Source organism: Pseudofrankia sp. DC12 (assembly GCF_000966285.1).
In the GTDB taxonomy this organism is placed as follows: Bacteria; Actinomycetota; Actinomycetes; order Frankiales; family Frankiaceae; genus Pseudofrankia.
The window spans coordinates 2,880,923-2,894,709 of the sequence record NZ_KQ031391.1; the positions used below are offsets into that span (position 1 = coordinate 2,880,923).

12 protein-coding genes and 1 tRNA gene are annotated in these 13,787 nt (G+C 70.9%); 5 read left to right on the forward strand and 8 right to left on the reverse strand.

Annotated elements, in window-relative coordinates; translation table 11 throughout:
• Positions 1–27: 27 nt before the first annotated feature.
• From FRADC12_RS11415 to FRADC12_RS11430, 4 genes are all read right to left on the reverse strand, one after another.
• Entirely contained in the window at positions 28–1,062 is a 1,035-nt protein-coding gene (locus tag FRADC12_RS11415; protein ID WP_045876631.1) for an ABC transporter substrate-binding protein, read from the reverse strand.
• Entirely contained in the window at positions 1,059–1,883 is an 825-nt protein-coding gene (locus tag FRADC12_RS11420) for an ABC transporter permease (protein ID WP_052710852.1), read from the reverse strand. The genes FRADC12_RS11415 and FRADC12_RS11420 overlap by 4 nt, the downstream gene beginning before the upstream one ends.
• Positions 1,884–1,886: 3 nt before the next feature.
• A complete protein-coding gene (locus tag FRADC12_RS11425; RefSeq protein WP_045876632.1) occupies positions 1,887–2,714 on the reverse strand; it encodes an ABC transporter ATP-binding protein in 828 nt (275 codons plus the stop codon).
• 126 nt (positions 2,715–2,840) lie between these two features.
• On the reverse strand, positions 2,841–3,740 hold the full coding sequence (locus FRADC12_RS11430; RefSeq protein ID WP_045876633.1) for a putative protein N(5)-glutamine methyltransferase: 900 nt from the start codon (positions 3,738–3,740) through the stop codon (positions 2,841–2,843).
• A 530-nt stretch (positions 3,741–4,270) separates the two neighbouring features.
• On the opposite strand from FRADC12_RS11430, the gene FRADC12_RS11435 reads away from it, so the two are divergent.
• The 4 genes from FRADC12_RS11435 (at position 4,271) to FRADC12_RS11450 (ending at position 8,609) form a co-directional block, all read left to right on the forward strand.
• On the forward strand, positions 4,271–5,260 hold the full coding sequence (locus tag FRADC12_RS11435) for an ATP-binding cassette domain-containing protein (RefSeq protein WP_045876634.1): 990 nt from the start codon (positions 4,271–4,273) through the stop codon (positions 5,258–5,260).
• Positions 5,257–6,081 carry an ABC transporter permease gene (locus FRADC12_RS11440; RefSeq protein WP_045876635.1) on the forward strand — a complete coding sequence of 275 codons (825 nt, stop codon included), beginning with the start codon at positions 5,257–5,259 and terminating at the stop codon, positions 6,079–6,081. Before FRADC12_RS11435 ends, FRADC12_RS11440 begins: the two co-directional genes overlap by 4 nt.
• A 108-nt stretch (positions 6,082–6,189) precedes the next feature.
• Complete coding sequence (locus tag FRADC12_RS11445; protein WP_232303737.1) at positions 6,190–7,863, forward strand: sensor histidine kinase; 1,674 nt, start codon at positions 6,190–6,192, stop codon at positions 7,861–7,863.
• On the forward strand, positions 7,860–8,609 hold the full coding sequence (locus FRADC12_RS11450) for a response regulator (protein ID WP_045876637.1): 750 nt from the start codon (positions 7,860–7,862) through the stop codon (positions 8,607–8,609). Before FRADC12_RS11445 ends, FRADC12_RS11450 begins: the two co-directional genes overlap by 4 nt.
• Positions 8,610–8,630: 21 nt before the next feature.
• Here the strand turns inward: FRADC12_RS11450 and FRADC12_RS11455 are convergent, their stop codons facing one another.
• From FRADC12_RS11455 to FRADC12_RS11465, 3 genes are all read right to left on the reverse strand, one after another.
• Positions 8,631–9,242: a LysE family translocator gene (locus FRADC12_RS11455; protein WP_045876638.1), complete on the reverse strand. Its 612-nt coding sequence runs from the start codon at positions 9,240–9,242 to the stop codon at positions 8,631–8,633.
• Positions 9,243–9,339: 97 nt separating this feature from the next.
• Positions 9,340–9,416: transfer RNA gene (locus tag FRADC12_RS11460), tRNA-Pro, on the reverse strand.
• An 86-nt stretch (positions 9,417–9,502) separates the two neighbouring features.
• Positions 9,503–10,441: a metallophosphoesterase gene (locus FRADC12_RS11465; RefSeq protein WP_045876639.1), complete on the reverse strand. Its 939-nt coding sequence runs from the start codon at positions 10,439–10,441 to the stop codon at positions 9,503–9,505.
• A 150-nt stretch (positions 10,442–10,591) separates the two neighbouring features.
• Here FRADC12_RS11465 and FRADC12_RS11470 point away from each other — a divergent pair, with 150 nt between their 5' ends.
• Positions 10,592–11,047 carry a GatB/YqeY domain-containing protein gene (locus FRADC12_RS11470; RefSeq protein ID WP_045876640.1) on the forward strand — a complete coding sequence of 152 codons (456 nt, stop codon included), beginning with the start codon at positions 10,592–10,594 and terminating at the stop codon, positions 11,045–11,047.
• A 54-nt stretch (positions 11,048–11,101) separates the two neighbouring features.
• Here the strand turns inward: FRADC12_RS11470 and FRADC12_RS11475 are convergent, their stop codons facing one another.
• Entirely contained in the window at positions 11,102–13,618 is a 2,517-nt protein-coding gene (locus FRADC12_RS11475; protein WP_045876641.1) for a transglycosylase domain-containing protein, read from the reverse strand.
• Positions 13,619–13,787 lie beyond the last annotated feature (169 nt).

Below are 13,787 nucleotides of genomic sequence, written 5' to 3' on the forward strand. Positions count from 1 at the left end.
GGGCCGGGGCGTCCCGAGGGGCGCCGGTCAGGCAGCCGGCAGATAGCTGTTGGTGACGACGTCGGCGGCCTTCACCGGCTTGTCGATGAGGCCCTGGGCGGACATCCAGTCCGCGAAGGACTGCCAGGCGACCGGATCCTCCTGGCCGAAGCCGGCGGGGTTGCGCAGCAGGGGAACGGTCGCGTCGACCATCTTGGGCAGGACCGCCGGGTCGTAGCCCTCGGCGACCTTGGCGATCGTCGCGGTGGCGCTCGCGGGGTCGGCCAGAACGTTCGCGTTGCCCTTGGCCAGAGCGGCCAGGAAGTCGCGCACCAGCTTCTGGTAGGCGGGGTCCGACTTCAGCCGGCTCGCCTTGGCGATGACGACGAGTTCGTCATAGTTCGGGACTCCCGCGGCGGTGACGGGGATGACCGTCGGCTTCAGCCCTTGGGCGGCGAGTTGGACCGCTTCGACGTTCCGGAAGCCGCCCAGGGTCGCGTCGACGTTGCCGGTCACCATCGCGGCGATCAGGTCCTGGCCGACGTCGACCTTCTTCACCGACCCTTCATCGACGTGGTTCTGGGCGAGGATCGTCTTGAGGAACGCGTCCTGAGTGGCGAGGCCCGCCGTCGCGACGCGGGCGCCGGCCAGGTCCGGGATGGAGTGCACGCGCGACTTGTCCGTCGCGATGACCGAGGTCAGCGCGGTGGGGACCAGCGCCCCCACGGAGACGACGTCGAGGCCTTGTGAACCGGCGATGATGGTCTCCGGCTCGTAGGAGATACCGAGGTCAATTTTTCCGGTGCTGACGAGCTTGGTGGGGTCGGACGGGTCGGACGGCGACTGGAGCGTGACGTCGAGGCCAGCGTCCTTGAAGTAGCCGGCCGCGCGGGCCGAATAGAGGGCGACATGGTCCGGGTTGGGGTCCCAGTCCAGCAGCACGGTCGTCTTACGGGTCTGGGCGCTGGCAGCCGCGTCGGACGACTTGGCGCCACCGCCGCAGGCCGTCAGGACGACTACGCCCGCCATCAGCGCCGAAGCGGCACCCAAGCCGGTCAGCGGGCGAGATCGGTGAGCTCTCATCGGACCTTCTTCCTTTGGTGAGCCCAGCCGACCAGCAACCGCTCCAGGACGGTGACCAGCACGAACAAGGCGACAGACATCGCGGAGAGCAGGCCGATCGCGGCGAAGACCAGCGCGCTCTGCAACTGCGGAACGGCCTGGCGCATCACATGGCCAAGGCCGTCGGAGGAACCGGAGTACTCGCCGAAGACGGCGGCGGTCGCCGCATACGCCGCCGACAGCCGCAGCCCGGTGAACATGGACGGAAGCGCGGCCGGCAGCTCCACCCGCCGGAAGATCGTCCAACGGGTGCCATAGAGGGTGCGCATCAGCCTGGTCAGGTCCGGGTCCACGGCCGCCAACCCGTCCAATGTCGCGACCACGATGGGAAAGAAGCAGAGCAGCGCCACCAGGATCAGCTTCGGCGTCAGGGTGTAGCCGAAGATGATCGCGAGAACCGGGGCGATCACGACAACGGGCACGGTCTGCGAGCCGATCAGCCAGGGATACAGCGCCGCCCGGGCGATCCGCGAGAAATGCAGACCGGACGCGACGACCAGCCCGGTGGCCACCGCGATCGCGAACCCGGTTAGCACCTCGGTCAGGGTCACCCACGTGGCGCTCGCCAACGTGCCGCTCCAGCGGTTGACCAGCGCTCGGATGACTGCGCTCGGCGCCGGCAGGATGTAGTCCTCGACGCCGAACACGGCGGTGGCCAGCTCCCAGGCAGCCAGGATCGCCATCAGGACGACCGCGGCCGGGCCGTACCGCCGGACGAGCCTTCCCGCGCGCCCAGCCGTCGGTTTCCCGCTCTGGACCGCCGTTGCTGCCTTCGATGCCATCGATCAGCCCTTCGCCCGTCGCACCGAGCCGGGGCTGGCATCGGCGCCCGCTTCCCGGGGCGTCTCCGACGCCGAAGGCCGATGTTCGAGAGCCACGAGCACCTGGTCGCGCAACAGCACGAACTCGGGGGTGGCGAGCAGTTCGCGGCGGGTGGCGGCGGTGGGCAGGTCGACGGCGTACCTGGCCGCTACCCGGCCTGGCCCGCCGGTCAGGACGACGACCTCGTGGCCGAGCAGGAGTGCTTCCTCGACGTCATGGGTGACGAGCACGACGGTGCGCGGCTCGGCCTCGAGGGTGGCCCGCAGCCAGTCCTGCGCCTCTGCCCGGGTGATCGCGTCGAGCGCGCCGAACGGCTCGTCCAGCAGCAGGACCTCCTTTCCGGCGACGAACGTCCGCAGGAAGGCGACCCGCTGCCGCATGCCACCGGAAAGCTCTGGTGGCCGACGGTCCTCGAACCCGGCGAGCCCGAACCGGGCGAACAGCGGCCGGACGGCTGCTCGGGCCTCGCGCCGCGAGATCCCCCGGTTCTCCAGCGAGACCGCGGCGTTCGCCAGCGCCGACCGCCACGGCAGCAGCAGGTCCTGCTGCGGCATCCAGGCGCACCGGGCCAGCCGGCCCATCGGGTCCGTCGCTCCGAGAACGTCGACGAGACCTTGGTCCGGCTCGTCAAGACCACTGATCAGGCCGAGAATCGTCGACTTCCCGCAGCCACTGGGCCCCACGACCGCGACCCGGCGTCCGCGTGGCACGGCGAGATCGACCCGCCCGACCGCGACGACGTCGCCGAAGCTCCGGGTAACCCCGGTCAGCCGGATCTCGTCCCGGGACACACCACCGCCTCCCGAGCCTGTGCGGGGAACGAGTGTGGGCGAGACCGGAGTGCCGCGCCTGCGCCATGTCACGTTGGCCGATACAACCCACCGGGGGCATACCAGGTCAAGCCGCACCGGCCTACATCACGTTCCAGGCGCCCGCTCGGCGTCGTGGGGATGAGCCGGCCTCGTCGCGATGACGACGGTGACGTCGTGCTCCTCGGAATGAACCGCCTCGTAGGCCAAACCGGCGCCGGCAACGGTCGCGGCCAGCTCCGACGCCTGCGCTTCGCTGGACTCGACCAGCAGGCGTCCGCTTAAAGCCAGCCAGTCGATCGCACCGCCAATGACGCGGCGGAGCACGGCCAGCCCGTCGCAACCCCCGTCGAGCGCTACCAGTGCCTCATGCTCCCGGGCCTCCGGCGGAAGCAGGCCGATCGCCGCGGTGGGCACATACGGGGCGTTCACGAGGAGGAGATCGACACGGCCCCGGAGGCTCACCGGCAAGGCCGCGTAAAGATCGCCCTCATAGCCGTGCCCGCCGAAGGGGGCGACGTTTCGCCGGGCACAGCGCACCGCGGCGGGATCGATGTCGGCCGCGTGCAGTTCCACGCCGGTCGAACGCAGCAGGCCCGCGACGACCACGCCAAGGGCCCCGGAGCCGCAGCACAGATCGACCACGACGGCCGCCCGCGGCGCCACATCCGCGGCCCGGTCGGTGAGCCAGCGCCCGGCCGCGAGGTCGACGAGGAACTCGGTGCGGCGCCGCGGCACGAAGACGCCGTCCTCGACGAGGATCCGCTGCCCGTGGAACTCGGCCCAGCCGAGGACGTGCTCCAGCGGAATGCCGGCCACCCGCCGGCTGGCCAGCCGTTCCAGTTCGGCCGGTTCGTCGGCCGCGGCGAGCAGGAGCGCGGCCTCATCCTCAGCGAAGACGCAGCCCGCCGCCCGCAGTCTGGCGACCAGGATTTCCCGCGAACGCTGGGCCGGAACTGACAGGGAATGCGGTGCCGAAGAAAAGGGAGACGCGGGGGAAAGCGACATCAGGAACCTCTTTCGAAACGGGGCTCTCGCGGTCACCGTCAGGGCTCCGGCACGCTCGCGATTTGTCCCGGTTCGGCGACCCGTCGAGGTGCAGCGGGCGATCTCTCGATCACTGACGCTGCTGCGGGATCGGGCCAGGGTGTTCGGTCGAACCGCCCTGTGGACGAAGCGGGCAAATTGCCTTCTCGGCGGAGCCCTGCGGTCACCGTCGCCGCTGGTCGGCCGCGCGGCCCCGGAACGAGAGCACCCACCCTGACCGGACGTTGATGGGTCTCACCTCCTCGGGTCGTCGCTGCGCAGGCCGCACTTTACCCGATCAGCGCCGGGCCCCGCACGGACCGGCTACCCCTCAAGGCGTACGTCCTACGACCTCAGAGGGATCACAGGGCGAGCAAAGATCGGCCTCACGGGCGTCGGCGGCAGGCGCGGAGATCCCTAACGTTCTGCATCGTCAACAGTCGGTCCGCCACCAGGGATGCGACCGGCCCGGAAGACGACGGACGTGAGGTTCCGATGATCGAGGTGCACCGATGATCGAGGTGCAGGGGCTCGCCAAACGCTATGGCCGCAAGGTCGCCGTCGACGATCTTTCTTTCACGGTCCGGCCTGGCGTCGTCACCGGTTTCCTGGGCCCGAACGGCGCGGGCAAGTCGACGACGATGCGCATGATTCTCGGTCTGGATCGGCCGACCACCGGCATCGCGCTCGTTGACGGACGGCCGTACCGCGAGCTGCGGGCACCGGCGCGGCACGTCGGCGCATTGCTGGAGGCGCGGTCCATCCACTCCGGTCGCAACGCGCGCAACCACCTCCTGGCGCTCGCCCATACCCACGGCGTCTCCGCCCGCCGGGTCGACGAGGTCATCGATCTGGTCGGCCTGCGCGAGGTGGCCCGCAAGCGGGCCGGCGGCTTCTCGCTCGGCATGGGCCAGCGGCTCGGGATCGCCTCCGCGCTGCTTGCGGACCCGTCGACGCTGGTCCTCGACGAACCGGTCAACGGGCTCGACCCCGAGGGAATTCGCTGGATTCGGGACCTGCTCCGCGGACTGGCCACCGAGGGACGGGCCATCCTGATCTCGTCGCACCTGATGAGCGAGATGGCCCTGACCGCGACTCATCTGGTCGTGATCGGCCGAGGCCGGCTGATCCAGGAGACGACGATCGAGCAGTTCGTCCGCGCCGCTTCCAGCAGCCGAGTCCACGTCCGCTCCCCACAGGCGGCGGAATTTGCCGAGCTTCTGGCCCAGGCGGGCGCAACCGTCACTTTCTCGCCTTCCACCGCCGGAGACCCGGCAGTCGTCGGGTTCGGGGGCGTCCAGGCACGCCCGACGATTTCCGACTCGATCGAGGTCGCGGGCCTACCGGTGGAACGCATTGGCCACCTGGCCCGCGCACACGGAATCACGCTCTACGAGCTAAGCCCGCGCCTCGCCTCGTTGGAGGACGCGTTCATGGACATCACGCGCGACTCGGTCGAGTTCGCTACCGCAGCGCCGGCGGCCCCTGGAGGGAACCGATGAACACCACAACGATCGCGGACGCCCGCCTCGGCGTGGGAACGGGAGACGTCACGCAACTGCGCGTCGTGCGCTCGGAATGGGTCAAGCTGCAGTCCCTGCGTTCGACCGGCTGGACCCTGGGCTCCGCTGCCCTGCTGCTCATCGGCCTCGGCATACCCCTCTGCCTGCATGCCTCGCACCACTGGACTCCGGCCGAGGTCCAGTCCAGAACCCAGGACCCGGTGTTCCAGTCGTTGGGCGGTCTGTTGCTCGCGCAGATCCCCATCGGCGTGCTTGGGGTGCTGACGATGAGCGGCGAATACGCCACCGGGATGATCCGGGCCACGCTTGGCCTGGTTCCGAAGCGGCTACCGGTGCTGTGGGCCAAGGTGGCCGTGTTCGGCGTGACGTCCTTCGTGCTCATGCTGGTGGCCGCGCTGGTCACGTTCCTCATCGGTCAGATTCCGCTGTCCCAACACGGTGTCGGAGCCACGCTCGGCAGCCCCGGAGCGGCCCGCGCGGTGCTCGGCGCCACCGGATACCTGGCCCTCGTCGGCCTGCTGGGACTGGCCCTGGGCGCGCTGCTGCGGCACACGGCCGGCGCGGTTTCGGCACTGCTCGGCGTCCTGCTGGGGCTGCCGATCCTGTTCGGGCTACTACCGGAGAGCTGGCAGTCAGCGGCGCGCTTCCTGCCGACCCTTCTCGGCGAGGGCATGGCGTCGACCAGTCCGCCCAGCGTCACCCATCAGCTCTCCCCGGGGCTCTGCGCCATCGTGATGTGCCTTTACACGGTCGTCGGACTGGCTGCCGCCGCCGTCGTCCTCGCCCGGCGCGACGTCTGACGGGCCCGCGCGGATCGTCCGGGACCGGTCCGGTGGCGCCAGGCGCCACCGGACCGGTCAGTCCCGCCAAACCGCCCCACCGAGCCCGAAGGCGTCACGATGGGTCCTATGGAATCGTTCGGCCACTGGCGCCGCGGCCGGGCCGGGCTGACCGCGCTGGTGGTGCGGCAGGAACCCCCGGACGTTCCCGGTGTGGTCTTCGGCCGGATGCGGCACAGCAGGACCGGGACAGTGCTGCGCACCCACCCCGTGCTCGTCGACTCGGGCCTGGCACTCACGGTCTGCGTCCTGGCGCTGGTGCCGTTGGCCCACCCGCCGCGAGGGATGGCCGCCGCGATCCTGCTGCTCACCGTCGCGGCCACGGCTCCCCTGTGCCTGCGACGCAGCTACCCGCTCGGGACCTTCGTCGTCTGCGCCCTCGTATCGCTGACGCAGATCCTGCTCTGGGTGCCGTCATTCGGCACGTTCACCTCGCTGCTCATCGAGTTCTACACGGTCGCGAAATGGTGTTCGCGGCGGGTCACCACAGCCGCAGCCGCGTCCGTCACCGCCTGGATCCTCTGGTTCTGCGTCAGGTTGCCTCATGTCCGTGAGGTCGACCGGGTCGCGGTGGCACTCGTCTTCCTGCCGGCCGCGGTCGCGGCGGGCGTGCTCGGCGTGAACGCGAACACCCGGCGGGCCTACGTCGCCTCGATCACCGACCGCGCCAACCGGGCCGAGCGCGAACGCGACCAGCAGGCGCGGCTGGCAGCGGCTGGGGAACGGTCCAGGATCGCGCGCGAGATGCACGACATCGTGGCGCATAACCTTTCCGTCATGATCGCGCTAGCTGACGGCGCCGGCTACACACTGCGTGACCTGCTCGCCGGCGCGGGTGCCACGGCTGCGCCCCCCGTCGAGGGGTCAGAGGTCACGACGGCGGTCGTGGCGGCGCCGGGCCCGGATGACGAGCGGGTGCGGCGCGCGGCCAAGGCGGTCGAGTCCGTGTCGGCCACCGGCCGGGAGGCGCTCGCGCAGATGCGCAGCCTGCTGGGTGTTCTGCGGGAGGACACCGGCCTTCGCGACGACAACAGCCTTGCCCAGCCCACGCCAGATGACGCTGGTCGGGGCATCGCGGGCGTGCCCGGCGGCAACGAGGTCGTCGGCTGGCCAACTGGCGAGATGGCCGTCGCCGATTGGCACGATTCCGCCGTACCAGGCCTGGACGGCGGGACGGCTCCGGATGAGCCGGCCATGGCCCCCCAGCCACGGATCGCCGACCTCAACCGGCTGATCGAGCAGGTCCGCCACGCGGGGCCGACAGTCGGGTTCCTCGTCATCGGCCAGCGCCGTGAACTGCCCGCCGCCGCCGAGCTGACGGTCTTCCGGATCGTTCAGGAGTCTCTGACCAACATCCTCAAGCACGCCGGGCCACGGGCGAACGCAGTGGTTCGGCTGAGTTTCACGCCCGCCGGTGTCGACATCGAGATCACCAACACCGGGCCGACTCCCGACGCCGCCTCGGACCAATCCGGGACCCACGGCCAGGCGCCGAGGTCGCCCGGCCGGGGGATCGCGGGAATGCGGGAACGCGCCAGCCTGCACGGTGGCTCCCTGGTCGCCGGCCCCGGCGCTGGCGGGTGGCGGGTGGCCGCGCGCGTCCTCGCGCCGGCGGGATCACCATCGGCCGCGACCGCCGGGGCCACCGACCGCGCGTCTGGAGTGCCTCCGGCGCGGGCGGTCGTCACCACACCGCCGAGGACCCCGGCGAGCCGACCTCCTGAGGGAGCCCCCCGCCCATGACGATCAGTGTGCTGCTCGTGGACGACCAGCCGCTGCTGCGGATGGGATTCCGTATGGTGATCGAGTCACAGCCCGATCTGAAGGTCGTCGGCGAGGCCGGCGACGGCGCCGCCGCCGCGCTGCTCGCCAGCGAGCTTGCTCCCGACGTCGTGGTGATGGACGTTCGGATGCCCGGTGTCGACGGAATCGAGGCGACGAGGCGGATCGCCGCCGCCGGCGGGTCATCCCGGGTGCTGATCCTGACGACGTTCGACCTCGACCAGTACGTGCTGGCCGGCCTGCGCGCCGGGGCAAGCGGCTTCCTGCTCAAGGATGTGCCCCCGGCCGACCTGCTCGCCGCGATCCGCACGATCGCCGCAGGCGACGCCGTCGTCGCTCCCAACGTCACCCGGCGCCTTCTCGACGCCTTCGCGCATCATCTGCCAGACCCGGACGCCTCGTCGAACAGCGGTCCCGGCACTGGGCCCAGTGGCGCCGCGGGCCGCGGCGGCGCCCGCGCGACCGCCGGAGCCGACCGGCTGGACCGGCTCACCGACCGGGAGCGCGACGTGCTCGGAGAGCTCGCCGCCGGGCTGTCGAACGCCGAGATCGCGGCCCGGCTGGTCCTCTCCGAGGCGACCGTCAAGACGCACGTCGGCCGGATCCTCGCCAAGCTGGAACTGCGAGACCGCGTTCAGGCGGTCGTCTTCGCCTACGAGACCGGCCTCATCCGCCCCTCCGCCAACCCGCCCCGCCACGACGGCTGAGCCGGTCGGTCGCCACACGGGTCAGCGGTGCGTGGTCGCGAGCTTGGCGCCGAGGCCGAGGCAGCTGAGCGAGAAGAAGCGCTGGAGGCCGCGGACGGCCTTCGGCCGGTCGATCAGGTGGCGGCGCAGGTAGCTGGCGAAGACGCCGTACCCGATGAACACGACGAGGGTCATGGCCATGAACATGCCGCCGAGCTCCACCATCCGCGTCGTCGCGCCGGCGCCGCGCTGGTCAACGAACTGCGGCAGGAACGCGAAGAAGAACAAGGTCAGCTTCGGATTCAGCAGGTTGGCCAGCACCGCGTTCCCGATGGTCCGGCCGGTGGATACCCGCGGCGCGGCTTCGTCGACCGCCAGAATCCCGTGGTCCCGCCAGGTCGCCCAGGCCATGTACAGCAGGTAGCACACGCCCGCGATCTTGAGCCCTTCGAACGCGAGCCCGCCGGCCCGCAGCAGGGCCACCGTCCCGGTGACCGCCGTCGCCAGATGCGGCACGATCCCCAGCGTGCACCCCAGCGCGGTGACGATGGCCACCCGTCGCCCCGAGCGCAGGCCGGCCGCGACGGTCAGGACCACCCCGGTCCCCGGCGTCGCCACGATCGCCAGGGAGGTCACCAGAAACGCGAGGCTCATGCCCGAATTGTGGCCCAGGACGAGCCGCGGCCGTCAGGATCTCCGGAATCAGCGCGGACAGCAAGAAGGACCGCGATCGACGATCGCGATCCTTTGCTGGTCGGGGTGGCGGGATTCGAACCCACGGCCTCTACGTCCCGAACGTAGCGCGCTACCAAGCTGCGCCACACCCCGAAGACCAACGGTGGTCAGCATACCTGATGGATCGGCGGTCCAGGCGGACAGGTCGTGCCGACTCGACCCACCGGCTCCGCCGCGGTCTAGCCAGCGGGGACGAGGGTGAGCAGGGTCGCCTCCGGACGGCAGCCGAGCCGGATCGGGGCGTAGGGCGAGGTGCCCAGGCCAGCCGAGACGTGCAGCCAGGACGTCAGCTCAGCGCCATCCGGGGTGGCGGCGGTCCACCGGGACAGGCCGCGGGCCCGCCTGGGGTCCAGGCCGCAGTTCGTGACCAGCGCCCCGACGAACGGCAGCCGGATCTGGCCGCCGTGGGTGTGGCCGGCCAGCGTCAGCTGCACGCCGTCGGCCGTGAAGGCGTCCAGGACTCGCGGCTCGGGCGTGTGCGAGAGGCCGAGCACGACGTCGACCTCCGGTTCGGGCGGGCCGGCCACCAGGGGCACCCGGTCACGCCGCGAGCGCGCGTCGTCGACCCCGCGGACGTCCAGGCGCCGGCCGCCGATCGTGAGGACGTCGTGGACGTGGGTCATGTCGCGCCAGCCAGAGTCCGCCACGAGATCCTTGGCGAACCCGTCCCAGTCCAGCTCCGGCCCCTTGTGGGGGCCGCCGGGGTGCCGCTGGAAGTAGTGGTGCGGGCTGCGCGGCTTCGGCACGTAGTAGTCGTTGTTGCCCGGGATGAAGACACCCGGGAAGGAGTAGAGCGGCGCGAGCGCCCGGCGCAGCGGCTCGGCCGAGTCCTGGTGCGACAGCACGTCGCCGGTCATGGCGACCAGGTCTGGCACCAGCCGGCTCAGCTCCCCCAGCCAGGCGAACTTGCGGTGCTGCCCCGGCGTCACATGCAGGTCGGACAGGTGCAGGAGGCGCAGCGGGGCTGCCCCTGGCGGGAGGACCGGCACCTCCCGCCTGGTCAGCGTGTACGCATCCCGCTCGTACACGCCGTACCCGACGGTGGCTGCTCCCAGCACCGCCAGCCCGGCGGCCGCCCGGCGCGCCGCCGGCCAGGCTGTTCGCGTTTCTCCTCGCATCCGTCCAGTCTCACCCATTGTCGCCGCTCCAATCGGCAGCGGTCGGACGAGCGACCACCGCCCGAATCCGCCGCCGCGCTGCTGGACGTCGCGGGCCCGGGGAAAATGAGGGTGACCAGACGTCGTGCACGAACCTAGGCTGCGGGAATCATGAACACCTTGAAGGAGCGGCTGCGCGCCGACCTGACGACGGCGATGAAGGCACGGGACGAGCTGCGGACGTCGACGCTGCGGCTCGCGATCTCGGCGGTGAAGGAAGCCGAGGTGGCCGGCCAGTCGGCCCACGAGCTCACCGACGACGAAGTGGAGAAAGTGCTGACCCGGGAGGTCCGCAAGCGCCGGGAGGCCGCCGACGCCTACGCCGGGGCGGGTCGCACCGAGCAGGCCGCCCGCGAGCGGTCCGAGGGCGAGGTCCTGTCCGACTACCTGCCCAAGCAGCTCGGCGACGACGAGCTCACCGCGATCGTCGACAAGGTGCTCGCCGACGGCGACTTCGCCGGGCCGAAGGCGATCGGACCGGCGATGAAGGCAGTGCAGGCCGTCGTCGCCGGCCGCGCCGATGGCAGCAAGGTCGCCGGCCTCGTCAAGGCGCGTCTGACGGCCTGACGCCGCAGGCCTGGCCTGGTGCGGCCTGTCCCAGCGCCGCCATCCAGCGGTCTCCTAGCCGGAGCCGGCGGTCGGGGGTCGACCGCCCCGCCGGCCGGTGCCAGTACCGGCTGGCGGACTCTGGGTCTGGTCCTGGGTCTGGGTCTGGGTCTGGTCCTGGGTCTGGGTCTGGTCCTGGGTCTGGGTCTGGGTCCCGCCGGGGTCCAGCGCGGCCAGGCCGGCGATGGACCCGCCGGGCGTGACCAGCGCGATCGTCTGCCCGGCGGGTACCTGGCTCCCCGCCGACGGGTACTGGATGAGGACGACGCCGTTCGGGTTCCCCCGCACCTGCGTCGAGAATCCCTGCGACTGGAGGAACGCCACCGCGGCCGGGGCGAGCGCGCCGACCACGTTCGGCACGACAACGTTCGGCAGCACCGGCTGGGTGCTGTCCGGGGGCGGCAGCGGCACGACCGGGAGACTCAGCCCGTCGAGGGTCTTCCTCATCGTGCTCGCCCAGATCTTCGTCGGCAGGTCGCCGCCGTAGACATGGGCGTAGCCCAGGACGTTGCGCAGCGGGTACGTCTGCGGGCCGCGCGGGTCGGCGAGGGTGACCGCCGTTGCGAGCTGCGGCACGTAGCCGACGAACGAGGCGGTGGTGAAGTCCTCGGCAGTGCCCGTCTTGCCGGCGGCCGGGCGGCCGATCTGCCCGTTGCCGGCGGCGGTGCCCTGGCTGATCACGCCTTCGAGTACCGAGGTCACGGCATCGGCGACCTGCGGGTTGAGGACCTGCTCGCAGGCGGCCGGCTTCGCGTACTTCACTGGCCGGTCCGCGCCGCCGACCTGCTGAGTGATCGAGGTGATGAACACCGGGTCGCACCGCTCGCCGTGCGCGGCGATCGTCGCGTAGGCGGTGGCGAGGTCAAGCGTGCTGATCTCGTTCGAGCCGATCACGAACGAGCCGTCGACGGAGCCCACCCCGTCGACGCCGTGGCAGGGCGAGTTGGTGTGCAGGTTCTGCGACTGCTCCTGCACCCGGCAGGAGCTGACCCCGAGCCGGCGCGCCATCTCCGCGATCTTCAGCACGCCCACCTTCTCGGCGAGCTGCACGTAGTAGGTGTTGACCGAATGCCAGGTCGCGGTGGTCAACGAGTAGGGCCCGGCCTCGTTCGGGTCGGCATTCGCGTAGCAGTCGTTCGGCTTCGGGTTCGGGAACCGGTCGGAGTGGTAGCAGGCCGGCGACATGAACGTCGTCGAGAGCGGCAGCCCCTGCTCCAGCGCCGAGACCAACGCGAACATCTTGAACGTCGAGCCGGGCGAGAACGACGTCTCCTTGGTCGGGTAGACCTGCTTCGTGTGCACGAAGTCGGTCGTCGTGGCCGGCCCCTGGCCGTCGGTGGTATCGCCGTAGTCACGGTTCTCGGTCAGCGCGAGCACGGCGCCGGTGCCCGGCTGCACCATCGCCACGCCGGCGGCGACCCGGTTGCCCGGTGGGACGATCGTGCGGGCGGAGGAGTCCGCGGCCGCCTGGGCCACCGGGTCCAGCGTCGTGTGGATGGTCAGGCCGCCTGCGAAGAGCAGCTTGCTGGCGGCCTCCCTGGTGGGCGCGAACGACCGGTCGGCGAGCAGCATCTCCCGGACCTGCGCGCAGAAGTACGGCGTGGCCGAGTCGGCGCAGGAGTCCGCCGAGTGCGGCCGCAGGTTCAGCGCGAGCGGGGCCGCCTTCGCCGCCACCAGGTCCGTGGCGCTGATGTGGCCGTGCGTCCGCATGGCGTCCAGCACGAGGCCGCGCCGGTCCTGTGCGGCCTGCGGGTGCTGGATGGGGTCATAGGCCGTCGGATTCTTCACCAGCCCGGCGAGCATCGCTGCCTGCGGCAGCGTCAGCTGGGAGACATCGACGTTGAAGTACCGCTTGGCGGCGGCCTGAATGCCATACGCACCGGCGCCGAAGTAGGCGATGTTCAGGTATCCCTCGAGAATCTTGTCCTTTGGCAGGTGCTGGTCTAGATAGAGTGCGTACCGCGCCTCGCGCAGCTTTCGGTCGACCGTCTGGGCGGTCGCCGCCTCACGTTCCGCCGGGGTGGTCGCCTCCTGCAGCAGGACGTTCTTCACGTACTGCTGGGTGATCGTGCTCGCGCCCTGGGTCACCGAGCCATTGCTTCGGTTGGCCACATAGGCACGGATCATGCCTTTGTAGTCGACGCCGGAATGCTGGTAAAAGCGAGCATCCTCAATGTCGATGATGGCGTTGCGCATCACCTGCGGCACCCGCGACAGTGGCACGACCTCGCGGTACTGGTCGCCGACGAGGGTCGCGATGACATTGCCGCGCGAGTCGAGAATCGTCGACGGCTCGACCAGCGGGCCGACGGTCAGGTTCTCCGGCAGGGCGAGGAACTCGTCGGCACCGGACTTGGCCGAAATGCCGACCAGGCCGACGAACGGTGCCGCGAGAAGCGCGATGACGAGCCCGGCGGCGGCGCTTGCGAACAGCGTGCCGGAAAGGCGTCGGACAGTGACCCGTCGGCCAGCGCGAACCGGGCGTTCAGAACTGCCGCCGGTCGTCGCGCGGGGCGTCACGCGTATGCCCACATGGTTCGGAACCTCCGTCCGCCCCCAGACCGATCCCCCACGGATGCACACCACTTGCCCATCGACGTCCGCGGGCCTCATCGTTCCACCCATGCACGGACCAGTGGCGCGCGCTGCCAGCGGGCGGCGGGCTGAGGTTACCTCGCCCGGCTGTCCAACCAGTGACGTG